The sequence below is a fragment of the Yersinia ruckeri ATCC 29473 genome (assembly GCF_000754815.1).
Taxonomy (GTDB): Bacteria; Pseudomonadota; Gammaproteobacteria; order Enterobacterales; family Enterobacteriaceae; genus Yersinia; species Yersinia ruckeri.
In genome coordinates, this window is record NZ_KN150747.1 from 2,873,249 (window position 1) to 2,897,494 (window position 24,246).

Sequence of the window (24,246 nt, forward strand, 5' to 3'; positions counted from 1 at the left end):
AGCCATATGGCTGTGGCGCGGATAACAGGCTATATATCACATTGTTTATACCAAAATTAGGATGAGCGATTATGTCTAGTAATGCTCCCAATACAACCAAGTCAGCAGCTCCCGTGAAAAAACTGGGTATTGCTACGCTTGCGATTATGAATATTGTCGCCGTTGTCAGCCTCAGAGGATTACCTGCTGAGGCAGAATATGGTTTGAGTTCTATATTTTACTATCTATTTGCTGCCGTATTCTTCCTGATCCCAGTGTCCTTGGTTGCAGCCGAGCTAGCTACGGGTTGGCCAGAGAAAGGGGGTGTATTCCGCTGGGTAGGTGAAGCATTCGGCCCGCGTTGGGCCTTTCTCGCCATGTTTATGCTGTGGATTGAAGTGACGGTTTGGTTTCCAACGGCATTGACTTTTTCTGCTGTTTCACTGGCTTTTCTTGGCCCTGACCAAAAATGGGATGAGGCTCTGTCAGCAGATAAATTCTTTGTATTAGGGATAGTCCTATTTGTTTATTGGCTGGCGACTTTTATTGCTTTTAAAGGGGTAGGAACCTTTGCCAAGGTCTCTAAATGGGGCGGGATTATTGGCACCATTATTCCCGCCATTATCTTAATTGTGTTGGGCTTTGCTTATTTGATTTTTGGTGGCGCACCACAAATCAAATTATCGTGGGGGGAGATAATACCTGATTTTACCAACTTCGATAATATCGTGTTAGCCGCAAGTATTTTCCTGTTTTATGCTGGGATGGAAATGAACGCGATTCACGTTAAAGATGTTGAAAATCCAAAGCGTAATTATCCCATTGCTATCATGCTGGCTGCACTCGGTACGGTACTCATTTTTGTGCTGGGTACGTTAGCTATCGCGTTTGTTATTCCACAGTCTGATATCAGCCTGACACAAAGCCTGCTGGTTGCTTATGACACTATTTTTAAATGGGCGGGTTTGGAATGGCTTGGACCTATCGTAGCATTCGCATTAGCGATCGGTGTGCTGGCAGGCGTAGTCACTTGGGTGGCCGGACCCTCATCAGGTTTACTGATTGTTGCGAAAGCAGGTTATCTGCCTCGTTGGTGGCAACACACCAACAAAAATGGTATGGCAACACACATTTTGCTGCTACAGGCCGTGCTCGTTTCTCTGTTGGCCATATTATTCGTGGTACTCCCATCGGTACAGGCTGCCTATCAAATCATGAGCCAGCTAACCGTTATTCTTTATTTAATCATGTACATGCTGATGTTTACCTCCGCTATTTATTTGCGCTATAGCCAGCCTAATCGCCCTCGCCCGTATCGTATTCCCGGTGGTGATATCGGTATGTGGATTATTGGTGGTGCCGGGCTATTAGGGTCAATTCTTGCGTTCTTATTCAGCTTTATTCCGCCCAGTCAGATTTCTGTGGGTAGCCCAACCGAATACGTCGGCATTCTGATAGCACTGACCGCATTCTTCGCTCTTCTGCCGTTCCTTATCTACCGGATACGCAAATCTCATTGGCGTGATGAGAACAGTGATTTTGCACCGTTCACATGGCAAGTTGAGAATGGACATCCCGGTATTCAAAACATCTCAACCACGCATACCAGCGATGTCGCGATGGGAGCCGTTAGAACCACTGAACCCACGATATTACCGGCGATAAACGTACCTACGCAAAAGCGCTAACTCTCTATTCTACTGACAAGGGAGCCATCGCTCCCTTGGCTCGTAACATTCACTTTGGAGCCAATATAATGACTGTTGACCTGCATCGTTTACAACAGGTTACGATGGATACCTATTCCCGCTACTCCACATTGCCCGGTGGCGAAAACGCCAGTTATATTCCTTATCTGGCTGGGGTACCCAGTCACTTGGCAGCGGTGGCAATTGTCACCGTAAACGGCGATATTATTTCTCAAGGCGATGCTGAATTTCGCTTTGCGCTGGAGTCAATCTCAAAAATATGTTCGCTTGCCTTAGCATTAGAAGATGTTGGATCGCAGGATGTCCAAAACAAGATTGGGGCAGATCCGACGGGTTTGCCATTCAACTCAGTGATTGCACTGGAGCTGCATAATGGTAAGCCATTATCTCCATTAGTGAATGCTGGAGCGATGTCTACCGTGAGTTTGATTAATGCCCATGACCGTGAGAATCGCTGGGCTCGAATTCTAGAGATGCAACAACAGTTGGCCGGTGCCCCTATTACTCTCTCAGAGGAAGTGAACCATTCCGAACAAACCACCAACTTCCATAATCGCGCCATTGCGTGGTTGTTGTATTCAGCTGGTGCGATGTATTGTGACCCAATGGAAGCTTGCGATGTTTATACCCGCCAATGTTCAACCCTGCTAAATACCGTTGAGTTAGCCACAATGGGTGCCACACTTGCCGCTGGAGGCATTAATCCTATCACCAAAAAGAAAGTATTAACCGAGTCTAACACGCCATTTATTTTGGCTGAAATGACAATGGAAGGTCTGTATGGCAGTTCTGGTGACTGGGCATATACCGTAGGTTTACCGGGTAAAAGTGGCGTCGGTGGGGGTATCTTAACCGTGGTACCTGGCATCATGGGTATTGCTGCGTTCTCTCCGCCTCTCGACGCTATCGGTAACAGCGTTCGAGGGCAAAAAATGGTGGCATCTATCGCTCAACAATTGGGATATAACCTGTATCGAGGTCGTTAATCATCGGCAACCTACAGATTTCAATAAGCTAAAATAGACGTCTAGATATCTTCAATTTTGCAGTGTTGGCAGGATAAACATATGGATGGATGTGGGGATGGATGTGCTGTTGCTCATAACTCAATACAGCGTTCAGCCGGTATAATCCTCACATTTTCCTGAGTAATTTTTCAATATTCCATTCCCATAAACACTTTCCCGCCTCATAATTACAGATAAATGAAGTATCACCAGGCTAGATTGAATGAATATAATATATAACCGAGCATTTTTCATGCGCACGCAATATGCCTTTTTATTTATCGCATTGTTTAGTGCTTTTTTTATTAATCTACTACCGACGAGCAACTATTTTTCTAACTCGATGTTGAGTTCGATATTTCAGGTCATTGCTGGGGTAAACCTTCTCGTCAGAAAAAATAAAATCCTACCACTCATACCCATTGTTATTGGTGTGATTATTGAGCTATTTTTTAATGATAATCCAACCGCTGCATCATTTGTAAAAATTCTCTATCTGTATTTTTTTATTCTTATCGCTATAGTGGTGCTCAGACAAGTTATCTTCACCCGCAAGGTCTGTAGTGAATTGGTTTTTGCCGCACTGAGTGGTTTTTTATTAATAGGATATATGGGATTCTTCCTATTTTCTAGCATCGAAATATATTCGCCAGGTTCTTTTAAAGGCGTTTCTAGCGAAATACCCTTTCTAATGAATGATCTTTTTTACTATTCATTTATCAGTATATTGACCGTAGGCTATGGCGATATCGTTGCTGTATCATGGCCAGCAAGGAATGCCACTATTCTCATAGTATTAATCGGTTATATTTACTCCTTGGTATTTATTGCGAGGATTGTCAGCGATTTTTCCTCTTACAGCTTAGAACGAAAAAAATAAATTAATTGTTATAGTTCATCCCCTATAACTCCATAGGGGATGTCTTGCACGGAAATAGTAAACACCGTATTTAACCGAACTATTGATCAGATAGAGACAAAAACACATCCACCAGCACGCCCCGTCAGTCCCTACCGAATTCGTGGCGTTAGCCGCTGAACTCTTTTCTTCTGCCGATTTTATCGAACTGACACTGATACCCCACCCTTTTTTCATATTCCCCAACGAACGCCTTTCAATGGCTAATCAACAAGCCCTGACAGGAAACTCTGAGCATACTGTCCGGATGAATTTTGGGCTGGGTTACTGCTTGTCGTCAAATCAACATGATTATAGGCCGAGGGGTTATCACGGTTAAATGACCACTCGCCGATATAGGATATATCGTTCTTTTTGGCAAACTCGCCCACCCGTTTAGCATCGTTAAGCGTAAACATGGACAAGTCGTCATTGAGACCAATCATCGGTGTTATACCGACCTTAGGATACAGTTCTGCAATACCCAAGGAGGGATAAAATGGTGCCAATTGCTGAGCGATTCGGGTTGCCGCATCAGTTGCTGCTTTACCCATTTGGGTAGCATAGTTGGGGTCGTAATAATCCATTGCCATTCCATTGATAACAAATTTCAAACCTGCATTGGCGGCCTTTTGCACGATACCAATCCCAACCTCAGTGAGACCTGAAGGTAATGTAGGTAATGTGAAACTTAAAGTCACGGACGGGTAGGATGCCTGAATACTTTTAAGCGCCTGACAAATGCTATCAATATTGTACAGTCCATTCTCCAAGTCGAAGTCCAGTCCTTGAGCACAATAATCCTCTATAACCAAAGTGTAGGTATTAATCAGCGCTTCAACAGAAAAATTATAGGATATGTCCGGGTTTGATGCGCCACCAAAGGAAACAATGACGCTCTTTCCAGCTGCATTCAGGTCGTCAGCCAGTGGTTTTGCCCAATTCAATGGCATGCTTGGCTGGGCTGCCCAGCAGGCAGTATTATTAGCTGCCGCCAGTGTGATAAAAGCAAGGATTAACCCATCGGTTTTCCATTCAATCGCATTCTGCGAATATAAAGGATTGGGGCGGCCATTGGGGTAATTCTCCCAGTCTCCCCAATCAGCATTAACAGATACATCTATAAATGGAGTATAGCGAGTGACCATTTTATTCCTCACTTTATCATTAATAAGTTAAATGAAAAAATATTAACCTAGAGTTAATCTTGTATTTCTGTAACTCTGCATTTATTTATAATGCCTATCCATAATCCTATTCATAATATTTACTCTCGAAAAAATCATAGCTCAGTTTAAAAAAGTAGCTTCAATCTTATTTAAAGATTATTTCCCTCAGAATAAATAGTGATGCTGAAGGCTTATACTTCAAATTAATGAAATAAATATTTAGGCTTGTTTACTGGCGTGACACGCTGTCGCTTATCTTCTTTTCCCGTTGATTTAGCAATCGGATCCGACCATTTGGACATACTCCACCCGCTTAGGCGTAGAATCCGGTTTAAAGCTAAAACTTTTATGTCGCCCCCTGCCTAACCGGGAAGGGTTCTACAGATAAAAAACGCAGCTAGCTTCCTGGCTGCGTTGCCATAAGGCGAAAGCCTGGGGTGTTACGGCTGTCCTAGTTTCGCCAGCAAGGTCTCCACTTCACGGTTCACACTTTGCTGATCCTCATCGAGGCTGGCGGAAAATTGTAAGTTCCGCCGACAAAGAGCGTTCAGTTCCTCCTCAAGCGCCGTCGCCAGCTTCAGATCAGGTGTGTTCACCAGTAGGCTGAGAACCCAATATTTCCAAATAATATCATCAGTCTTCAGCACTGCCGCCACAGGCTCTTTGAGGGGGGTGCCGATACTCGCCAGAAATGGCGTCAGCTCTTGTGCTACAGGCCAGTTGTAGTCCTGCAGCCAGCTCAAAAGTACAGGTAGTATGGGCTTTACAGCAGGATAACCTGCACGCATAGCATGCTGCACCGCTTGCGTATCTGCTTTATTTTTCGGGATCATTGACAGCAAATCTGGCGATAACACCCCAAAATCAAACTCCGGACACATCTTCTTCAACAGTTCCATAAATACCTCTGTCTGGCGTTAATTAACTTGGCCCGTGCGCGCATTGCGCACGCCCGAAGTGCAGGCGTAGATGTTAATGTTGTCCCAGTTATTATTGGCGGGAGTATCATACTGACCCCGACTCATCTGCCATGCCAAAAGCGTATTGGGAGCCAGCGGCTGAATGGAGTAATGAGTTGCTGCGCCAGTCTGCACAGCTTGCGTCGCCACCAATATCGTTGAATTTAACACCTGAGCCCGCTGAGCGGGAGCCGCAGAGTTGGTGGATAGCCCATCGGCATCTGCCGGGCGTGGGGTAAAGTTTGCTGGTGTGTAATTACCATAGCGATATAACGTCGTCATCGGTCACGCTCCACATCATGATGGAATAGTGAATAAATAAAACACAGTGTCTGGATTAACGTAAGTAACTACGCAGAGAATTAAATTTTTCTTTAACTCTGGAGGTATTTTATCTTTAAATTAAAAACAGAGATTAATACCCCTCGATTAACATTAGACTATGTTTATTTTTTTTCAAAAAAAATAAATTAATAAATTACATCATATTTATTAACCACTTACATATTGCCTGGTTATTTTATGAATGGTGGTGCGGGGCTATTAAATTTAGCGTAAACAACAAATTAGATGCTTTAAATGCATTTTCACTCGATTGGGGCACTCCCCTATTTATCTGTCAATTTCTGAAGATGCCCGCATGAAATAGCAGAAGTCGTTAGCACCACTTTTCGTTGATGGGGTTCCGCACACGCCTTAATATTTAACAGCTACATCATTGATAAATAACATAAAAACGACATTAATACTGAATGTCAGTTTATTATTCGACTAAGCTGTTTTACTTATTATTCTCATTTCTTGAAAATGCGGGTAATCTACTTTTAGTATCAACCGCCATATTGTCATCAAAGTGTCTGTGATCAAAAAATATTTAAGTTCTTCTTGATAATCAAAACACTTAGCTAAAAAAGTAAACGATAGCCATGATAACAACAAAAATAGAGCAGATTAATAAATTTCCGGAATAATCTTTTAATGAGTCTAAATAGTCACTGCTGTTTTTATTTAATTTATTAATAGCTTCACTTTCATTGTCAGCCTCTACTTCAACATGGTGCTGTCTAAATCCTTTCTGCTTCATCTCCTTAATGATTTCACGTGTAACCACTTCTTTTTTCAGTACTCTTGATTTATCACGCTTTATAAAAAAACATATCTACTCATCATATACTCCATAAAAGCACAGAGTTTTATTTCTATGCCAGGATGGTATTAGTTAAGCTAACTTGCCTACGCTCATGCGGCAGAACCCATCAACTTCATATCAATATGGGGAATGCCATCTTCCAGATAGGACTCTGAGGTCGCTATAAATCCATAGCGGCTATAAAATTCACTTAAGTATAATTGCGCACCAATTTCAATAGGCTCTTCTGGCCACAAACGTTGACAATGCATCAGTGCCACTTGCAATAGCTGATGGCCTAAACCGTTGCCGCGCGCGCTACATTGAGTGGCGACCCGACCGATACTGACACTGGGATAACTGACGCCTGCGGGTAATAATCGGGCGGTTGCGATCAGTTCATCACCTTGATAACCCAATAAATGATGCACATCGCTGACACGATCTTTATTATCCAACTCAGAATAAGGACAGCTCTGTTCGACGACAAACACATCAATACGCAGTTTAATCAAGTCATACAACTGGTTGATATTAAGCTGAGAAAATGGCACACATTGCCAAACGATCATGATCAGACTCCTTTTCTGTTATCGAAATTTATAACAGATTAAGTATCTGACCTGCAATTCATTGATGGTAAGGCGATCTCAAAGACTCGCTTCAATCTCCTCACCATGAACTTTTGTTTTGCCACAGAATACCGCGATATCGTCAGAAATGTGGGGGCTGATCCTGATAACGACCTAAAGCTCGATTTATTCAGCAACTCCCTATTTATGTTACGATTATTAAAATATTGGGACATTTTTAAGCGTAAGACTTTTGCTTCGGTGTGGGTTGATGGTGTTCATTTTAAGGAAACAATATGGGTATCACTCGTCGTGATTTTTTAAATGGTGTGGCGATTGCCGTGACCGCCGGTATGACGCCATTTGAGGCGCTGAAGGCATCGCCGCAAACGGCGGCGCAGACACTGTATTACCCACCTTCCCTGACCGGGCTGCGCGGGAATCATCAGGGATCTTACGAAGCCGCACATATTCTCGGGCGCGAAGATAAAAAGGTCGACCCCTCCAGTTTGCCGGTGGAGGATGAGTTTGATCTGGTGATTGTCGGTGCTGGGATCAGCGGTCTGGCAGCTGCGTGTTTCTGGCAGGAACAGCATGGCAAACAGCAGCGGATTTTGCTGCTGGATAACCATGATGATTTCGGCGGGCACGCCAAGCGTAATGAATTCCATGTTGAAGATAAAACCCTGCTCGGCTATGGCGGCAGCGAATCTTTCCAGTCACCGCGCACCAACTTCAGCCCGGTAGCGATGGGGCTGCTAAAAACGCTGAACGTTGATATCGAGACGATGGCGAAAGACTTCAACCAACCCTTCTACCCGGATCTGCATCTGAGCCGTGGCGTGTACTTTGATCGCAAAAACTTCGGCGTCGATAAACTCGTCAGCGGCGATCCGGGCCGTGCGGTGGCCGATGATATTCCACCGGATCGTCTCAACGGGCGCGATATCCGTGATTTCATCAATGATTTTCCACTGCCAGAATCTGACCGCAAGGCGCTTATCGCCCTGCACACCGAAGAAAAAGATTATCTGCACGGGATGAGTCAAGAAGAAAAAGTCGCTTGGGTGGACCGGCACAGTTATACGCAGTTCCTGCGCGAGAAAGTCGGGCTGAGTGGGATGGCAATCCGCTATTTCCAGCAGCGCACTAATGATTTTCAGGCGGTAGGCATTGATGCCACGTCGTGCAGCGATGCGCGCATCTGCGCACTGCCGGGGCTGGAAAGCATGGGATTACCACCGCTGGATGCCGAATCGCTGGAAGATCTTGAACAGCCTTATATCTTCCACTTCCCTGACGGTAACGCCGGTTTAGCACGCCTGATGGTACGTCATCTGATCCCGCCGGTCGCTCCGGGCAAGACGATGGAAGATATCGTGCTGGCGAAATTCGATTACAGCCAGTTGGATAAGAGCGGGCAGCCAGTACGTCTGCGCCTGAACAGCACCTGCATGCACGTCGCTAACGTAGATCATGAGGGGAAACCGGCGGTTGAGGTGACTTACATGACAGGCACGCACTTGCACCGCATACGCGCCGGGCAGGCAGTGATGGCCGGGTACAATATGATGATCCCGTATCTGGTGCCGGAAATTGCCGAAGAACAGAAAGCCGCGCTGAAGGAAAACGTCAAAGCGCCGCTGTTGTATACCAAAGTGGTGATCCGCAACTGGCAGCCGTTTATCAAACTCGGCGTCCACGAAATTTACTCCCCCGGCGCGCCCTACAGCCGTGTGAAACTGGATTATCCGGTGGATATGGGCGGTTATCAGCATCCGCGCGACCCAAATCAGCCGATTGGCCTGCACATGGTATATGTACCCACGCTGCCGGGAAGCGGTCTTAGCCCGCGTGAGCAATCCCGCAAAGGCCGTGCACTGTTGCTCGGTACCTCTTTTGATGCGCATGAAAAAATGATCCGCAATCAGTTGCAGGGTATGTTCGGCGAGGTCGGTTTTGATCATCAACACGATATTATGGCGATCACCATCAACCGCTGGTCGCACGGCTACTCCTACTTCCTCAGCGGGATGTTCGACGACGAAGAACAGTCACAGAAAACCATTCAGCTCGCCCGTCAGCCGGTCGGGCGCATCACTATCGCTAACTCAGACTCCGACTGGAGCCCGTACGCTAACTCGGCGATAGACCAGGCATGGCGTGCGGTGAACGAACTGACGGCCATGAAGAAGGTGAACGCATGAAACAACTGATGATTTTCGCCACGCTGATGGCAACGGCAGGCTCTGCGATGGCGATGTCAGACGGTGAATATATCGCCAAAACCGCTGACTGCGTGGCCTGCCATACATCATCGACAGGAGCGGATCTTACGGGTGGCGTGCGTTTTGCGACGCCGCTTGGAGAAATTTACTCAACCAATATCACGCCAGACATTGAATACGGCATTGGCGGCTACAGCTTTGAGGAGTTTGACAAAGCGATGCGTCAGGGGATCGCCAAAGACGGACATCCGCTGTATCCGGCCATGCCGTACACCTCGTATGTGAAAATGAGCAGCGAGGATATTCGTGCGCTATACAACTATCTGATGAAAGAGGTGAAACCGCAGCCGGTCGCCAACCGCGATAATGAGATCCGTTGGCCGATGTCTATCCGCTGGCCGCTTCACGTGTGGAACCGCGTTCTTCTTGAGGAAGGCGAATACAAACCGCAGGCAGATCAAAGTGCCGAATGGAACCGCGGCGCGTATCTGGTTCAGGCTGCCGGACACTGCGGCGCCTGCCATACGCCACGCGGCTGGGCGCAGCAGGAGAAAGCCGTCGACGAAAAAAGCCCGGCGTTTCTCAGTGGTGGTGAACTGGATGGCTGGTTCGCACCTTCACTGCGCGGCCTTAACGTCAGTCAGCCGGAGCTGGTCACGCTGCTGAAAACCGGCCGCAACGCACAGGGTGCCGTCAATGGGCCGATGGGTGAAGTGATCACCAACAGCACGCAGTTTATGACCGATGCCGATCTCAACAGCATTGCAGTGTATCTGCTGAGCCTGAAAGCGGAAAGACAGGAGCAACTGGGGAAAAAAGCGGTGGCAACACCTGCTGGGCAGCAAACCTTTACGCGTTATTGCTCGACCTGTCACGGCGTGAAAGGTGACGGGAAGGAAAATACCATTCCTGCACTGGCGGGCAATCTGACGGTCAATGCTGAAAATCCGCAAACCTTGCTGCGGGTGATCCTCTATGGTGGTCAGACGCCGGTGACGGCAGAACATATGTCCAACACCATGCCGGCCTACGGCTGGACGTTGACCGATCAGCAGGCCGCAGAGTTAACCAACACCCTGCGCGCCAACTGGGGAAATCACGCGGCGGAAGTCACCACAGAGGATGTCGCGAAGGCGCGGAAAGCCGAGAGGTAACAATCAGGGGCAATCTACCCGGGATCCACTGACCACGTTGATGAGTGACATGTTGCAGGCTGGTGATACAGCGGCACTGGGTGCCTTTATCCGGGAGCTGGCTCACCGCGCCCCCAGCACGAGGAGACACTGACGCCATCGCCCGTCGTGGCTCCCGATGCACAACCCCACAATATCCCGATCCCGCCTCCGTTCCCCCTTATCTCTCTTTGCAAAGACGGGCGGCAGTCGAGCCCAGCCCATGTTTTTTAACCAAGGTTATTTGCTCACAGAATGGGCATTTGACCTCAACCTTGGCCATCAAAACCTCGCGGATAAAAATGAGGACTTTACCTGATAATCACCAGATTCAGTACTTGTCCCATATTTAAGGTCTTTGTGGAGTAGCGATGACATAATCTCGTGTGTCAGCATCTAGATTTGAAATACAACTTCAACCAATAATAGGAATGATTTTAAGTATCATTGTTAATTTCTTTCTATATAATTATTTTTTTGTCCTTGTCTGGCACCTTGTTTTCTTCTCTGACTTTTTTAAATCTGGCGTTTTAAAAGGATGTCGCTATGAAGTTACGTTTTCCCTCTCTCGGCTCTATTGCACTACTGGCATCATCCATGATGCTGGCGTTCTCCGTGAATGCCGCTTCAAATGACGAAAGTATCGTGGTTTATAATGCTCAACATGAAAATCTGGTGAAATCATGGGTTGACGGTTTTACCAAAGATACGGGGATCAAAGTCATACTGCGTAATGGCGGGGACAGTGAATTAGGCAATCAACTGATTCAGGAAGGCAATGCATCTCCTGCCGATGTTTTTCTGACCGAGAACTCACCGGCAATGGTTCTGGTGGATAATGCAAAACTATTCGCCCCACTGGATACGGCAACACAAGCGCAAGTGGCTAAAAAGTACCAGCCTGAACATGGACGCTGGACGGGCATCGCCGCACGCAGCACCGTGTTTGTCTATAATCCGGAAAAAATCAGCGAAGCACAGTTGCCTAAATCCATTATGGATCTGGCAAAACCTGACTGGAAGGGTCGCTGGGCGGCGTCACCATCGGGTGCGGATTTTCAGGCCATTGTCAGCGCGATGCTGGAGTTGAAAGGCGAAAAAGCCACGTTAGAGTGGTTAAAAGCCATGAAACGCAACTTTACTGCCTATAAAGGCAACAGCGCAGTGATGAAAGCGGTCAATGCAGGCCAAATAGATGGCGGCGTTATCTATCACTATTATCCTTTCGTCGATCAGGCGAAAACCGGTGAGAATAGCAACAAGATTAAACTGCATTACTTTAAACATCAGGATCCTGGTGCATTTATTAGTATTTCCGGCGGTGGGGTATTAGCTTCCAGTAAGCACCCGCAACAAGCTCAGGCATTCGTAAAATGGATAACCAGTAAGTCAGGTCAAGAAATCCTGCGTACTAGCAATGCGTTTGAATATGCGGTTGGCGTTGATGCAGCTTCAAACCCTAAACTGGTGCCACTGAAAGAGTTGGATGCGCCGAAAGTAGAAGCATCGAATCTGAACAGTAAAAAAGTGGTTGAATTGATGACGGAAGCAGGTCTGCTGTAATCGGGCTAACTGACGGATAAACAATATTTAAACACCCGCCGGTTCTGTCACCAGACCGGCATTTAACCCACCGAGTACCTTTACCTATTATGGCTAATATAAGTACCAATACAGCTCCGCGTTCAGGTCGTAATACACCGTTTTTGCAATATAGCCGCCGTCCCGCTACAGGGATGGTGGTTATTGCTATTATGTTTTCATTAGTCGCATTACTACCATTGATCTTTGTTATTGGTATTACGATTGATACGGGTTGGTCAACGGTCAAGGCACTGGTTTTTCGCCCTCGCATGGGAGAATTACTGACTAATACGGCCTTATTGGTGGCTTTCACTTTGCCACTTTGTGCTGTTATCGGTGTTGCGCTAGCTTGGTTGACCGAACGCACTACCCTACCCGGCAGGCTTATCTGGTCTTTACTGGCAATAGCACCGCTGGCTGTGCCTGCTTTTGTACAAAGTTATGCGTGGATTAGCCTGATACCCTCAATGCACGGACTCACCGCTGGGGTTTTTATCTCCGTCCTTGCTTACTTCCCATTTATCTACTTACCGGCAGCAGCCGTATTACGCCGCCTTGACCCAGGGCTTGAAGATGCAGCGGCCTCGCTGGGCAGCAAACCTTTAGCTGTATTCTTTCGCGTCGTACTACCTCAGTTAAAATTAGCCATTTGGGGCGGGTCACTGCTGATCGCGCTGCATCTATTGGCGGAATATGGACTGTATGCCATGATCCGTTTCGATACCTTTACTACGGCTATTTTTGACCAGTTTCAGTCTACTTTTAATGGGCCGACAGCCAATATGCTGGCTGGTGTTCTGGCTTTATGCTGTCTGGGTTTATTGTTACTAGAAGCCACAACGCGAGGTTATAACCGCTACGCGCGGGTCGGTTCCGGCAGTGCCCGCCGCCAAACTGCCTATGTGATGGGCCATTTCACCACACTCTTATGCCTGTTTTTACCCGTGTCACTGGCCGCACTCTCACTGGGGGTACCCTTTATTACCCTTACGCGCTGGCTCTATATTGGTGGTGTTGATGTTTGGCTGAACCCAGAGCTACTGCCTGCCGTCAGGCAAACGCTGACCTTTTCCTTGAGTGGTGCGATTATTATCACCTTGTGTGCCATACCAATGGCCTGGCTATCGATGCGTTACCCGAGTCGATTATATCGAGCAATGGAAGGTTGTAATTATGTTACCAGTTCACTACCGGGCATTGTCGTTGCTCTGGCGCTCGTCACCATCACGATCCGAATCGCACGCCCATTATATCAAACTGAATTTACTATTTTGCTCGCGTATTTATTGATGTTTACGCCCCGAGCCTTGATCAGTTTGCGAGCAGGTATAGCACAGGCTCCGGTCGAGTTGGAAAATGTGGCTCGCAGTCTGGGGAAATCCCCCACTCAAGCGATCTGGAGCACCACGATGAGACTGGCAGCACCTGGTGCAGCCGCAGGAGCGGTGCTGGTATTCCTCGCTATCTCAAATGAATTGACAGCCACATTGCTACTGTCACCGAATGGCACCCGTACCTTGGCAACAGGGTTTTGGGCCTTAACCAGCGAGATAGACTATGTTGCTGCAGCCCCTTATGCACTGCTGATGGTGGCGCTTTCCCTGCCATTAACCTGGCTTCTTTATTCTCAATCTCAACGCACGGCAGGACTATGAGTACGCTTCAACTTCAACAAATCGCCAAGTCTTATCAATCTGTTACCGTTCTGGACCATATTGATTTACAGGTAAGCACGGGGAGTCGCACGGCAATTGTCGGGCCTTCTGGCTCAGGAAAAACGACTTTGCTGCGGATTATTGCTGGTTTCGAAACACCGGACCACGGTAAGGTTATCTTGCAAGGCAAACCGGTATTTGATAGTTCGACCTATATACCTGCCCATAAAAGAGGCATTGGTTTTGTGCCACAAGATGGTGCGTTGTTCCCACATTTCACCGTGGCAGGCAATATTGGCTACGGACTGGAAGGGACAAAACAAGAAAAGACACGACGGATTAATGAGCTGATGGAGATGGTGTCACTGGATAGACGATTATCCGCACTGTGGCCCCATGAGCTTTCTGGTGGGCAACAACAGCGTGTCGCCCTTGCCAGAGCGCTAGCCCAGCGCCCGATGTTGATGCTACTGGATGAACCCTTCTCAGCATTAGATACTGCATTACGTGCTTCAACCCGCAAAGCTGTGGTTGAATTATTGGCTCAGGCCAATATTGCCTCAATACTGGTGACCCATGATCAAACGGAAGCGCTATCGTTCGCCTCGCAGGTCGCCGTCATGTGCGCTGGCAAGCTGGCACATGTTGGCTCACCGCAAGAACTTTATCTGCGCCCCGTTGATGAATCAACCGCAACATTCCTCGGCGAGACATTGATTCTTTCTGCCCATATTGATGCGGGCTGGGCTGATTGCGCACTCGGTAAAGTTTGCGTTGACAACCACCAAGTCCATGGACTTACGCGCATTATGTTACGACCGGAACAAATCATCATCACCCCTTTGCTCGCCGAGCATCATCACATGGCCCATTGTCTGGCCAAAGTCACCAACATCGATTTTGCCGGTTTTATCTCAATACTGACTTTGCATATCGTCGCCAGCGACGAAACCGTAGAGATCAAAACAATAAGTCGGGAAGGTATCAGTGTCGGTGTAATGGTTGATCTGACCATTATTGGGCAGGCGCATATATTTTCTCGCTGAGTGGGACGAAGCTCGGTAACCGAACACCACCGGATGTAAGCATCGACATGCAGCATGAAGTTTTCCAGCGTAATACCCGACCACTTGCTGCTATTGTGTCACTCAGGATCTCGGTTGAGATTTGATCTTACATACCCAATTTAGTTTTTAACACTTCATAAGGTGTTTTTCCACCATGTACTGAATGGGGGCGATGACAGTTATAAAATGCCTCCCATTCCGCTAGTTTTTCATGGGGGTCGACATCATCCATATAATCGATAAGCTGATAAAATTCCTATTTATCTGTCAGATGAGAACGTTCTACTTCTCCATTTAATCTCAGTGTCGCAGGTTTGATATAAACATGCTCCATCCCTAACTCATGAACATGCCAGTTAAATTTCACCTGGAACTCATGGCCATTGTCTGTCCTGATAGTCTTTATTCGGAAAGGAAACTTATTCACAACGTAATCAATAAAATCAATCACATTAGCTTGATTATGCCGCTCATAAATTTTTAAGGCACGTATCCGAGTCGCATCATCCATTGCGGTATATTGAAAACGCTTAATCCGTTGACCATTAGGGCTATTAAAAAACAAGAACTTAACATCAACCTGCACATGATGCCCGGGAACCTGTATCTCATAACGTTTGAACAGCGGCTTAGAGCGTTGTCGTTGATTTTGTGGGAGTTGATTTAGCCTGTTTCGCAGAAGCACGTAATAACAGCCAGAGCGCGATACCTTGATATTATGAAACCGTAATAAGTACCACGATATTCTCTGAGGTCCAGACTTTCATAATTACTAACATCGGAGTGTGTTAATCAATGGGGAGCAGGTCAGCTTAGCGTAGGTTTCATACCTATTGGACTTCAAACCCCTAAATACACACATCAAAAATGAAAATATAAAAACGGCACAATGTTATTGTTATGTTTTAATTGATTCAATTAGGTTAACAAAATATTTATCTCACCGTTTTAAGTATCAGATCTTATTAAATAGCTAAAGTTTTTAGTTTTCCAGCCGAAAATAGAGAGCTCTTCCCACGGCAGTGACAATGTTATTTGTCTTATTGCATCTGATTAAATTTTAGGTTGTACTATCTATGTTCGAACGATTAAAAATCTCTCAGGGATTAATGGGTGTATTGGCTCTATTCTGCATTATTCAAATTTTCTCCGGCTCTTGGAGCATTCTTGATGCCTCGGGCACGAATGACCGACTCACGCAAATCTCCTTAGGCTTTAACCAAATCATGGCAATGGATAATGCCTATGCTTCAGTTACCGAGATCCGTGAAGAGGTGCTCAAAGACGCACTGATGCTCGCCACACAGCCGCAAGATGCCAAAGCGCGTCAATCACTCGGTGAATTACGCCAAAATCTGACTGAAGTCGATCAGCAGATGGAGAAGTTTTATCAACTTTCTCAATCAAACCAAAATGAAATTGAACGCACTAAAAATGTAAAATCTCTCTATGAAAAAGCACGCGGTGATCTGCTGCAATTGATTATCAGCTTAGAAAATAACGATCTGGTCAAATTCCAGTCTATTATGCACAACCGCTCATCCACGCATTTTATGTCTGCACTGGATGACGCATCAGCCTATGTGGCCAATTCTATTATTACCCCTGCGGCCAACGCAGCTCAGGTCAGCTATCGCCAAATGCTGCCGCTTTCGCTCTCCTTTATGTTCGTATTTATTGTCCTGACCGGCGCGGTTTTGGTGTGGATAAGAAAATATGTGCTGAATAAAATCAATCAGGTTATCGACTATCAAGCGGCCATTGCGCACGGCAATTTATCGATTGAAATTGATGCCAATGGCAACAACGAAATTGGCAAACTGATGCAGGGATTGAAGCACATGCGTGATGAACTGGCGAATACGGTCAGCGCGGTGCGTGCAGGTACTCAGAATATCTATACTGGCGTGCAGGAAATTGCGGCAGGCAACAGCGATCTTTCCAGCCGTACCGAAGAACAGGCCAGCTCGCTTGAAGAAACCGCAGCCAGCATGGAACAGCTTTCTGCTACGGTAAAAAACAACTCCGACAGTGCAAATGCAGCAACATCATTGGTAAAACGTGCTTCAAACAGCGCCGTTAACGGCGGTGAAATCACCCGTAAGATGGTGATCACCATGAGTGATATTGCCGATAGCTCCCGCAAAATTGGCGATATCACCAGCGTCATCGATGGAATCGCCTTTCAAACCAATATCTTGGCGCTGAATGCAGCAGTCGAAGCGGCTCGTGCTGGAGAACAAGGCCGTGGATTTGCCGTCGTAGCGGGTGAAGTGCGAAATTTAGCGCAGCGCAGCGCTCAGGCCGCCAAAGAGATTAAAACTCTGATTGATGCATCTGTCTTGCGCGTCGATCAAGGTAATGATTTGGTTGAAAACGTCAGTGGCGCTATGACTGAAATTGTGACCGCCATTGGACAAGTCACCGAAACCATGCAAGAAATCTCCAACGCCTCAGAAGAGCAAAGCCGAGGGATCACCCAGATCGCGCAGGCAGTGAATGAAATGGATAAGGTCACCCAGCAGAATGCAGCATTGGTTGAACAGTCCGCTTCCGCTGCCAGCGCACTCGAAGATCAGGCCGATCGTTTGAATCAAACAGTAGCGATATTCAAACTCGCCGCGTCAGGTTCTGCGCCAGAGAAAATTCGAGTACAGCCAGATCAGGGCCGCCTGATGGCTGCCAATTGAAAACCCTGCCACTATACAGCCCCATAGTTGCCATACTCTGAGTGAAATATGGGTTTTGAGATTCAGGCGTACGAAAACGTACGGCTGAACCTCAAACCCCGATATCAAAGACATGGTGGCCTTCATAGTCATTTGTACCAATCAGGTATCCGTTGATCGGGATGTCGTGGCACAGCAAGTGGGGGTGCGGACGATTTCCTGGACTCTCAGGAAATAAAATATGTTTACTGAAGCGGAGAAAATTCGCGCTATTAAGCTCTACTTCAAATACGGTAAAAACTCGCTCCCGTAGTGCGTGAACGGGGGTTATCCCTCTAACTGCGTGAAGAAGGCATTACTGTCAGCCATTACCGGGTGATGAGGCCCATGACCGCCGGGGGACTTATTGTTCAGCAACGGTGGACTTATAAAGCCACCACAAAACCAAAATCCCGGCCATAACTGGCCCCTAACTTACTGAACTATAAATTTAATCCACCGGGGCCGAATCAGGTGTGGATAAGTGATATAACTGACCTTCTGACTGGTGAAAGCTGGTTGTATGTGGTTGCCTTTATGGATTTATATTCACGACGTATCGTAGACTGGCACATTGATAAGCGAATGACCGCTGATTTGATATGTAAGGGGCTGTTTGTCCATACCGAGTGGGGCTCACAATATACGAGCACTCGCTTTCAGATATTGCTCGCAGACGTTGGTCTGAGAAGCTGCATGGGGGATGTTGGTGCGTACTGGGATAATGCGGTAATGTAGCGTTTTTTGGGTAGCCTGAAATATAAATGGGTACTGCGGGTTAAACAACCTGCCCGTGCGCATATGGGATAGGATGTTGCTAATTATATTCGTTATTACAATACAGACAGAGCGCACACCGCCAATGGTGGATTATCACCGATGAGATATGAGCAACTGTCTTTCCGAAATGTGTCCTGATTTGATTGACCTGAACACAAACCGCCCGATATGACCGCAAGATAAAAATTGTTCCCGTGGTCGGGTGGCAAGAAGATTGAGTCGATGACATCCAGCCTCGTTTTGCTGGGACAGAAAAAGTCCCAGCCTTTTACCTGATGATGACCCGATGGATCAGCGTGCCTGTTATTTCGGTTTCCGAATGTCACCGGGCGAAACGGCAGAGCCTGGCACCGGTTCTTCAGCCATTTTTGTACCGCCCTCCGTCTGATCCACAGGCGCCAAAAACGCGGGCAAGTCGCCCCGCTTAACACCATTGATACAAGAACTCATCCTTCAGCAAAAGGAAGAACGGGGCAGGACGCGGCATTACGGGGCAGGAACAGTCAAAAAACAGCGAGGGATAAAAACAAAAAAACCGCCTCTCGGCGGTTAACGACATACTCATACTACTTTGTTTTACTTATACTATTTTCCATGGTGCCCGGGGCGGGACTTGAACCCGCACAGCCATAAGCCGAGGGATTTAAAAAAATAAAACATAACAAATGTAAATATAAAATTAAATATAATTATATTATATCAATTTTCTAAATGTGAGTATGTTTGGCTATATTTGCGCAGGGTTAGTTTGCGCCGCCATTAAAAATCAGTCATTTTCGAACTTGTCATAGGGATTCAATGTTAGTGCTGCATCCAGATGATCCGGAGCGAAATGTGAGTAACGCATAGTCATCACAATGCTGCTGTGACCGAGGATTTGTTGCAGTACCAGAATGTTGCCGCCCCCCATCATAAAATGGCTGGCAAATCTGTGCCGCAGTACGTGAGTACGCTGTCCTTTAGGCAGTTCTATCCCCGCCCTTTTTAGTGCATTTTTGAAAGCATCATAACAGGATGAAAACATTGGCCCTCGCCGTTTAGGCAAGCGGTCATATAAACGTTTGGATATGGGAACTGTACGATTACGCTTACTTTTAGTCTGAGTAAATGTGACACGATTCAGCATAAGTTGAGACTGAGAAAGCCCCTGCGCTTCGCTCCATCTCGTACCGGTAGCTAGGCATAAGCGAACCACATTACCCAGGTCTTTATTTTCCAACTCGTCACAAGCAACCAATAGTCGCTTTATATCGTCAGGATAGAGAAATGCGAGCTCCTGATCTCCCTCTTTAAACTGGCGTAAGCCATCCTGAGGATTATCACCCTCCCATTCTCCTAACCGTTTTAACTCTGAAAATACCGCCCGAAGATAAGAATATTCACGGTTAACCGTTGCTTGTTTCGGTGCCGCCTTGCCCTTAGCTTGCCATTTGCCGTTAAGCCGCTGTTCCCGATAAACAGCAAAAGCGTTCTTATCAAAATCCGTGACCAGTGGATCACCCGGGTCTATTCACCCAACCGTTCACAGATAGCCTCTAACTTTACCTTTCGGGGTTTCACCCGATGTTAGAGTTTGCCCGTGCATCTCGTACCAACGACTAACCAAATTGCTGAGTTTCAATGTATTACCAACCGAAGCCTCAACAACTTGATCTTTTTGCATCATACGACGCTCAAATGAGAGCGCCTCGCCTTTAGTAGCAAACTGCTTGCGAAGCCGTTCACCACGCCGTCCATTGGGATAGCACTCACAAATCCATTTGCCAGTGGTTAATGTACGAACAGCCACGTAGTTTTCCTCTTATGCCATCAGGCAACAACCAATTCATGTTCAGGATTGGCATCTAGTTGAGCCTGTCTAGCGAGAGCAAGGCTTTCCCTGTATTCGTGCGCATCAGCTTTTAATGTCCAATGGGTTTCAATATGCATATCATCAAGTAGCGATTTAATATCTGACAACGACACACTAAAGAACTCTTTACGCTGATTAACTTTATTAAGCTGAGCCTGTTTGAATTTTCTATGAAGCGCATTTTCGAGGGTAGGTGCATCTTCACTATAAATCATGGCGTGAACATCAAACGAGAATGGTACGCTTGCATCACCGAGTTCTTTTACACGATCCATCGGTTCTAAACGTCTGGTCATACCGATTTTAAATACATCTTCACCAAAGGAACCAATATTACTAATTACATAGACATGGCCAGCTCGTGTTTGTTGAGCCATAGATATTGCACGTTGATTTTTTGCTTCTGCCTCTTCATATTTCTTCTGTAGCTCATCTAACTGCTGTTGTAACACAGCCCGCTGTTCATCATTTGCAGCTTGTAGATCCTTAGTTGCTTTTTCGATAGCCTGCACTATCATTTTTTCTTCTTTTTCAGCATCTTTAATAGCTTTTTCATATTCCTTACGGGCTTTTTCTTCCTCCCTTAACTGTTCTTTAATTCTTCTTTGTTCTTCTTTTTCTTCTATGAGAATTTCATTTACAGCGACTGCCCATCGAAGCTCATTTAATCTTGCCTGCAAAAAAGTATCTGTTATTTTTGCATCTCTGAATGCACCACCGTTAAAATTAACAAGCGAAAATGCATCTCTTATTTCTTGTGATAATTTGCCATAATTGTTATGGCGGACTTTTGCCATAACAGTATCAACCTTGCCATTAAAGGCATCTAGTATAAAATTGATTGCTGTATTACGTCTGTTTGGCTCAACATACTGGCAGCTTGCCGCTTTATCAGCGCGCATCAGCGTTCTGGTTAGTTCTCTCGCCTTTTTCAACTCATTGCCAGCATCTTTAAATGAATATTCTTCTGCTAATTCATCTAATATACTTCTATTAGGAATAATCCACTCATCTCCATAGCCTTTTATTTTATTTTTCATTGCATTTGCTACTGACTCATAATTTTCAGCAAACTCTTTAGCCTCATACGCCGAACCTGCTATTTCTTTAGCCCTTTCTTCCGCATTATTCATTAAGCTAACTGCATTATCATTAGCATTACGGATAATTTCCTCAGCTTTTGTATGGGCCTCATCTAACTTCTCTTTTGCTTTAAGGCGAGTTTCGCGAACTTCGCGAGTAATTGCTATAGCCTCTTCACGCGCATTGCCCAGAGTTATTTGAGCTTGTTTATCAGCATCCATTATCGTTATCTCTGAACGCCTGTTTGCTTCATTAATTATTTTTGAAGACTTGTTATAAGCATCATGAAGTAGTTTTTTAACTGTTTCATTTGCATCTGAAATTATTTTATCTGCAAGTAATTCCGCATTGTAAGTCTCGGTATACTTCCATAAAGGGGCTGTATTTTCCTCTAACTCTATATACTTGTTATGTGAGGATGTCAGTTCACTTTTAAGATTTTCGACCTCTAACTTTATCTTTTCTTCATCAACTCTCAGTTGCTTGAGTAATTTCTGTTTTTTTATTATCAAATAAAACAGATATGGACTAACCACCCCTAAAATAATAAGAACAATAAGTACGAATTCCATTAACTCAACCTCCCATATTACTAGTTATTGTTCGACTTCAATTTAGGCTTCGATTGCGCGAACGCATCGCCAACCGCCTGTATATTTAGCCTTGCCGAGTCATCCATTGCTCGGTAATTCTCTACTAGTTTCAGCTCTTCTGTAGAGATAGTATCTGGAGGGGTTCGTTTCCCAGTCAGTATATACATGACGTCTAAACCATACTGAGCATTCAACAATGCGAGTGTGGCAGCATCAGGTACGGTTTCCCCTCTCTCATATTTGCCCCAAGTTCTGGTTGAAACACCAAAATTTGTCGCCATAGCCTCTTGGCTTTCACCCGTTTTTTCCCTTTCTTCACGCAGTCGTGCGCCAATTAGGAATAATAATTCCTCTTTTTTGTTTGGCATAGGAATAATGCTTCCTTGAATTGTGTTGTACAGGAACTTAGTGGATCACAATATACCATTATGAAACAAGTCGAACATGATCAACGCTCGCGATTACCGAAAGGAATCGCCTCAAAAAATCCTACCCCCATGTGTTTATCTGATGGTGAATGCTCTGAATTAGAAGCACTTGCAGCAAAAGAAAGTCGTTCAATTTCCAGTATGGCCCGTTTGGTTTACTTGCGCGGGATCGCTGCTATTCAGGCTGATTGATAAGGGGAAGTTATGGGTAATGTCACCATTAATATCACCGTACCCACGGGCTATGTCTCTCTGAGAGAATATGCCGTAATGACTGGTATCCCGTTCGCTATCTGCCTGGGAATGGTGCGCGATGGGCGGATTATTATTCGTCCGAAAATTAAAGCCGGTGACAAGGGTGAAGTTAACTTGGTCGCTATATTGAAAAATGCCATAGCCAATAGTTAGGGGAAAATACAATGCATGCCTTAAGTGTTATCAGCCGTAATGCATGGTTTTATCGCGGGTTCGTGATCAATTTCCGGCGCAGAACGGCTGTTAATTTACTTAACCGTTATGAGGTTTTTTTGGGCGATCAGTCTTTTGGTCTGTTTGATTCACAAGCGCAAGCAACTGGTTTTATTAATCAGTTGTACACCGAACGTGAGACGGGAGTAGCAGCATGAAATCACTTTGCCTACAGATAGCTAACGCCATACTGCTAACTTATATGACCGATATGGGAGAGTTAACCCGACGTGCAATAGAGAAAAATGGTGTCCTTTCCCTTAAAGCAAATCTTCACGCCCGCCAGAAAAAAGCCATCACCAGCAATACCATTGCGGGCTTAAGTATGATTACCGCCATAGCGTGGCAGTTAGGTGAAAACGAATTAGCGACTTTCCATCAACTGAAACTTCAACGCAGCAATTTCGTGAGTCAGGCGTGATACCTCAACTTTTCAATGAAGAGGTGCCAGCATGCCAGGGCAACTAATTGAATTGACCGGAGGCGCATTAATCATGCTGGCCGTGCTTATTTGGATTGCTGTTTTGTCTGTCCGCGCCGCAATTCGTGATCACCGCCACCGCACCAGTATCAAGAAAGAAGAAGTAGCACGCAAAGCGCGTCTGTAAGTTTAAACCGTATTAATTGTTCTCTCGTGAGGTGCGAATAATGGGGCAAATAAATACCGATGAATCACCACTCACAATGCAGGAATGGAATCAAAAAGTAGGTTTATGGCATTTAGACCGCATAAAGGAACTGTTTAAAAAAGATCCAGATGAAGAGTTTGAGCGACGTTTGGAGTCATTAAGCAGGGGTAAGACCAAAGGTATTATTTATTATGCCGCTGGGATAAAGAAAGACAGCCACAAAAGAAAAGCGGTGCGTAAAGCAGCGTTGGTTCTATGGATTGATTTGAATTCAATACCAAAAGACTTGTTATAAAGAAATAACGTTTTAGAGGGTTATTAAATATGGCGCATTTATCGCGTCGGGATTCCTATTATCTAAAGTTAAGGATTCAAATATGTCGAGTAGGAAAATTAAAAATGTTGATTTATTCAATGATGCCTTGATAAGTGAGCGCAGGAAGCAAACAATACTGACTTCTGCGCTTCTGGAAAATCTGGCAAATATCATTATTGCTCGTGCTTTATGCGTTAAAGAATCAGTGGAATTACTGCGCCAGGAATCCGATAAAATCCAAAATCAAATAAATCAGTAAGC

23 protein-coding genes and 4 pseudogenes are annotated in these 24,246 nt (G+C 45.7%); 18 read left to right on the top strand and 9 right to left on the bottom strand.

The genetic code is table 11. From position 1 onward, the window contains the following. Positions 1-71: 71 nt before the first annotated feature. From gadC to DJ39_RS12840, 3 genes are all read left to right on the top strand, one after another. Positions 72-1,667 (top strand): glutamine/gamma-aminobutyrate antiporter GadC, encoded by a 1,596-nt coding sequence (gene gadC / locus DJ39_RS12830; RefSeq protein WP_038240812.1) that lies wholly within the window; start codon positions 72-74, stop codon positions 1,665-1,667. A 68-nt stretch (positions 1,668-1,735) separates the two neighbouring features. Next, entirely contained in the window at positions 1,736-2,674 is a 939-nt protein-coding gene (glsA, locus tag DJ39_RS12835) for a glutaminase A (protein WP_004721805.1), read from the top strand. 274 nt (positions 2,675-2,948) lie between these two features. After that, on the top strand, positions 2,949-3,575 hold the full coding sequence (locus tag DJ39_RS12840) for a potassium channel family protein (RefSeq protein WP_004721806.1): 627 nt from the start codon (positions 2,949-2,951) through the stop codon (positions 3,573-3,575). Between the two features lie 242 nt (positions 3,576-3,817). On the opposite strand, the gene DJ39_RS12845 is transcribed toward DJ39_RS12840, so the two are convergent. The 5 genes from DJ39_RS12845 to DJ39_RS12865 form a co-directional block, all read right to left on the bottom strand. Next, positions 3,818-4,741 carry a chitinase gene (locus DJ39_RS12845; protein WP_004721808.1) on the bottom strand — a complete coding sequence of 308 codons (924 nt, stop codon included), beginning with the start codon at positions 4,739-4,741 and terminating at the stop codon, positions 3,818-3,820. 461 nt (positions 4,742-5,202) lie between these two features. Beyond that, positions 5,203-5,661, bottom strand: a complete 459-nt coding sequence (locus DJ39_RS12850) for a DUF5071 domain-containing protein (RefSeq protein WP_004721810.1) — start codon at positions 5,659-5,661, stop codon at positions 5,203-5,205. A gap of 18 nt (positions 5,662-5,679) precedes the next feature. Further along, entirely contained in the window at positions 5,680-6,003 is a 324-nt protein-coding gene (locus DJ39_RS12855; protein ID WP_004721813.1) for a hypothetical protein, read from the bottom strand. Positions 6,004-6,622: 619 nt separating this feature from the next. Then, complete coding sequence (locus DJ39_RS12860; protein ID WP_004721816.1) at positions 6,623-6,805, bottom strand: hypothetical protein; 183 nt, start codon at positions 6,803-6,805, stop codon at positions 6,623-6,625. A gap of 155 nt (positions 6,806-6,960) precedes the next feature. Continuing rightward, positions 6,961-7,422 (bottom strand): GNAT family N-acetyltransferase, encoded by a 462-nt coding sequence (locus DJ39_RS12865; RefSeq protein ID WP_004721817.1) that lies wholly within the window; start codon positions 7,420-7,422, stop codon positions 6,961-6,963. A gap of 296 nt (positions 7,423-7,718) precedes the next feature. On the opposite strand from DJ39_RS12865, the gene DJ39_RS12875 reads away from it, so the two are divergent. The 5 genes from DJ39_RS12875 (at position 7,719) to DJ39_RS12895 (ending at position 15,107) form a co-directional block, all read left to right on the top strand. Next, positions 7,719-9,629, top strand: a complete 1,911-nt coding sequence (locus DJ39_RS12875; RefSeq protein ID WP_004721820.1) for an NAD(P)/FAD-dependent oxidoreductase — start codon at positions 7,719-7,721, stop codon at positions 9,627-9,629. Next, complete coding sequence (locus DJ39_RS12880) at positions 9,626-10,804, top strand: cytochrome c (protein WP_038251446.1); 1,179 nt, start codon at positions 9,626-9,628, stop codon at positions 10,802-10,804. Before DJ39_RS12875 ends, DJ39_RS12880 begins: the two co-directional genes overlap by 4 nt. A gap of 564 nt (positions 10,805-11,368) precedes the next feature. Further along, positions 11,369-12,385 (top strand): iron ABC transporter substrate-binding protein, encoded by a 1,017-nt coding sequence (locus DJ39_RS12885; protein ID WP_004721824.1) that lies wholly within the window; start codon positions 11,369-11,371, stop codon positions 12,383-12,385. Positions 12,386-12,474: 89 nt separating this feature from the next. Further along, on the top strand, positions 12,475-14,061 hold the full coding sequence (locus tag DJ39_RS12890) for an ABC transporter permease (RefSeq protein ID WP_038251448.1): 1,587 nt from the start codon (positions 12,475-12,477) through the stop codon (positions 14,059-14,061). After that, a complete protein-coding gene (locus DJ39_RS12895) occupies positions 14,058-15,107 on the top strand; it encodes an ABC transporter ATP-binding protein (RefSeq protein WP_038240789.1) in 1,050 nt (349 codons plus the stop codon). Before DJ39_RS12890 ends, DJ39_RS12895 begins: the two co-directional genes overlap by 4 nt. A gap of 127 nt (positions 15,108-15,234) precedes the next feature. On the opposite strand, the pseudogene DJ39_RS12900 reads toward DJ39_RS12895, so the two are convergent. After that, positions 15,235-15,885, bottom strand: a pseudogene (locus DJ39_RS12900) (integrase core domain-containing protein); the annotation flags it as partial. A 319-nt stretch (positions 15,886-16,204) separates the two neighbouring features. Here DJ39_RS12900 and DJ39_RS12905 point away from each other — a divergent pair. From DJ39_RS12905 to DJ39_RS18475, 3 genes and pseudogenes are all read left to right on the top strand, one after another. Beyond that, a complete protein-coding gene (locus tag DJ39_RS12905; RefSeq protein WP_004723384.1) occupies positions 16,205-17,818 on the top strand; it encodes a methyl-accepting chemotaxis protein in 1,614 nt (537 codons plus the stop codon). Positions 17,819-18,038: 220 nt separating this feature from the next. Further along, positions 18,039-18,124, top strand: a pseudogene (locus DJ39_RS18470) (sulfite reductase); the annotation flags it as partial. Between the two features lie 150 nt (positions 18,125-18,274). Then, positions 18,275-18,754 (top strand): annotated as a pseudogene (locus DJ39_RS18475) (DDE-type integrase/transposase/recombinase). 628 nt (positions 18,755-19,382) lie between these two features. Here the strand turns inward: DJ39_RS18475 and DJ39_RS12915 are convergent. From DJ39_RS12915 to DJ39_RS12925, 3 genes and pseudogenes are all read right to left on the bottom strand, one after another. Beyond that, positions 19,383-20,405 (bottom strand): annotated as a pseudogene (locus tag DJ39_RS12915) (phage integrase). Positions 20,406-20,425: 20 nt separating this feature from the next. Beyond that, entirely contained in the window at positions 20,426-22,123 is a 1,698-nt protein-coding gene (locus DJ39_RS12920) for an SNIPE associated domain-containing protein (RefSeq protein ID WP_004723288.1), read from the bottom strand. A gap of 20 nt (positions 22,124-22,143) precedes the next feature. Further along, on the bottom strand, positions 22,144-22,512 hold the full coding sequence (locus tag DJ39_RS12925) for a helix-turn-helix domain-containing protein (protein ID WP_038251450.1): 369 nt from the start codon (positions 22,510-22,512) through the stop codon (positions 22,144-22,146). A gap of 60 nt (positions 22,513-22,572) precedes the next feature. Here DJ39_RS12925 and DJ39_RS12930 point away from each other — a divergent pair, with 60 nt between their 5' ends. The 7 genes from DJ39_RS12930 (at position 22,573) to DJ39_RS12955 (ending at position 24,244) form a co-directional block, all read left to right on the top strand. Continuing rightward, the gene (locus DJ39_RS12930; RefSeq protein ID WP_038251452.1) at positions 22,573-22,764 is read left to right on the top strand and encodes a hypothetical protein; all 192 of its coding nucleotides are present in this window, start codon (positions 22,573-22,575) and stop codon (positions 22,762-22,764) included. A gap of 12 nt (positions 22,765-22,776) precedes the next feature. Beyond that, the gene (locus tag DJ39_RS12935; protein WP_004723290.1) at positions 22,777-22,980 is read left to right on the top strand and encodes a hypothetical protein; all 204 of its coding nucleotides are present in this window, start codon (positions 22,777-22,779) and stop codon (positions 22,978-22,980) included. 11 nt (positions 22,981-22,991) lie between these two features. After that, positions 22,992-23,198: a hypothetical protein gene (locus DJ39_RS12940; RefSeq protein ID WP_004723291.1), complete on the top strand. Its 207-nt coding sequence runs from the start codon at positions 22,992-22,994 to the stop codon at positions 23,196-23,198. Then, complete coding sequence (locus DJ39_RS12945; protein WP_230596569.1) at positions 23,195-23,461, top strand: hypothetical protein; 267 nt, start codon at positions 23,195-23,197, stop codon at positions 23,459-23,461. The genes DJ39_RS12940 and DJ39_RS12945 overlap by 4 nt, the downstream gene beginning before the upstream one ends. 31 nt (positions 23,462-23,492) lie before the next feature. Further along, on the top strand, positions 23,493-23,648 hold the full coding sequence (locus tag DJ39_RS18150) for a hypothetical protein (RefSeq protein ID WP_004723293.1): 156 nt from the start codon (positions 23,493-23,495) through the stop codon (positions 23,646-23,648). Positions 23,649-23,688: 40 nt separating this feature from the next. Then, positions 23,689-23,964, top strand: coding sequence for a hypothetical protein (locus DJ39_RS12950; RefSeq protein WP_004723294.1), 276 nt, complete (start codon positions 23,689-23,691; stop codon positions 23,962-23,964). 82 nt (positions 23,965-24,046) lie between these two features. After that, positions 24,047-24,244 carry a DUF2732 family protein gene (locus DJ39_RS12955; protein WP_004723295.1) on the top strand — a complete coding sequence of 66 codons (198 nt, stop codon included), beginning with the start codon at positions 24,047-24,049 and terminating at the stop codon, positions 24,242-24,244. Positions 24,245-24,246: the final 2 nt, after the last annotated feature.

Bases quoted from the DNA above. Each gene is read 5' to 3' on its own strand.
- DJ39_RS12875 (WP_004721820.1), top strand. From the start codon at position 7,719: ATGGGTATCACTCGTCGTGATTTTTTAAATGGTGTGGCGATTGCCGTG.
- DJ39_RS12855 (WP_004721813.1), bottom strand. From the start codon at position 6,003: ATGACGACGTTATATCGCTATGGTAATTACACACCAGCAAACTTTACC.
- DJ39_RS12920 (WP_004723288.1), bottom strand. From the start codon at position 22,123: ATGGAATTCGTACTTATTGTTCTTATTATTTTAGGGGTGGTTAGTCCA.
- DJ39_RS12880 (WP_038251446.1), top strand. From the start codon at position 9,626: ATGAAACAACTGATGATTTTCGCCACGCTGATGGCAACGGCAGGCTCT.
- DJ39_RS12860 (WP_004721816.1), bottom strand. From the start codon at position 6,805: ATGAAGCAGAAAGGATTTAGACAGCACCATGTTGAAGTAGAGGCTGAC.
- DJ39_RS12840 (WP_004721806.1), top strand. From the start codon at position 2,949: ATGCGCACGCAATATGCCTTTTTATTTATCGCATTGTTTAGTGCTTTT.
- gadC (WP_038240812.1), top strand. From the start codon at position 72: ATGTCTAGTAATGCTCCCAATACAACCAAGTCAGCAGCTCCCGTGAAA.
- DJ39_RS12845 (WP_004721808.1), bottom strand. From the start codon at position 4,741: ATGGTCACTCGCTATACTCCATTTATAGATGTATCTGTTAATGCTGAT.
- DJ39_RS12935 (WP_004723290.1), top strand. From the start codon at position 22,777: ATGGGTAATGTCACCATTAATATCACCGTACCCACGGGCTATGTCTCT.
- DJ39_RS12930 (WP_038251452.1), top strand. From the start codon at position 22,573: ATGAAACAAGTCGAACATGATCAACGCTCGCGATTACCGAAAGGAATC.
- glsA (WP_004721805.1), top strand. From the start codon at position 1,736: ATGACTGTTGACCTGCATCGTTTACAACAGGTTACGATGGATACCTAT.
- DJ39_RS12945 (WP_230596569.1), top strand. From the start codon at position 23,195: ATGAAATCACTTTGCCTACAGATAGCTAACGCCATACTGCTAACTTAT.
- DJ39_RS12850 (WP_004721810.1), bottom strand. From the start codon at position 5,661: ATGGAACTGTTGAAGAAGATGTGTCCGGAGTTTGATTTTGGGGTGTTA.
- DJ39_RS12895 (WP_038240789.1), top strand. From the start codon at position 14,058: ATGAGTACGCTTCAACTTCAACAAATCGCCAAGTCTTATCAATCTGTT.
- DJ39_RS12940 (WP_004723291.1), top strand. From the start codon at position 22,992: ATGCATGCCTTAAGTGTTATCAGCCGTAATGCATGGTTTTATCGCGGG.
- DJ39_RS12950 (WP_004723294.1), top strand. From the start codon at position 23,689: ATGGGGCAAATAAATACCGATGAATCACCACTCACAATGCAGGAATGG.
- DJ39_RS12955 (WP_004723295.1), top strand. From the start codon at position 24,047: ATGTCGAGTAGGAAAATTAAAAATGTTGATTTATTCAATGATGCCTTG.
- DJ39_RS12865 (WP_004721817.1), bottom strand. From the start codon at position 7,422: ATGATCGTTTGGCAATGTGTGCCATTTTCTCAGCTTAATATCAACCAG.
- DJ39_RS12925 (WP_038251450.1), bottom strand. From the start codon at position 22,512: ATGCCAAACAAAAAAGAGGAATTATTATTCCTAATTGGCGCACGACTG.
- DJ39_RS18150 (WP_004723293.1), top strand. From the start codon at position 23,493: ATGCCAGGGCAACTAATTGAATTGACCGGAGGCGCATTAATCATGCTG.
- DJ39_RS12885 (WP_004721824.1), top strand. From the start codon at position 11,369: ATGAAGTTACGTTTTCCCTCTCTCGGCTCTATTGCACTACTGGCATCA.
- DJ39_RS12890 (WP_038251448.1), top strand. From the start codon at position 12,475: ATGGCTAATATAAGTACCAATACAGCTCCGCGTTCAGGTCGTAATACA.
- DJ39_RS12905 (WP_004723384.1), top strand. From the start codon at position 16,205: ATGTTCGAACGATTAAAAATCTCTCAGGGATTAATGGGTGTATTGGCT.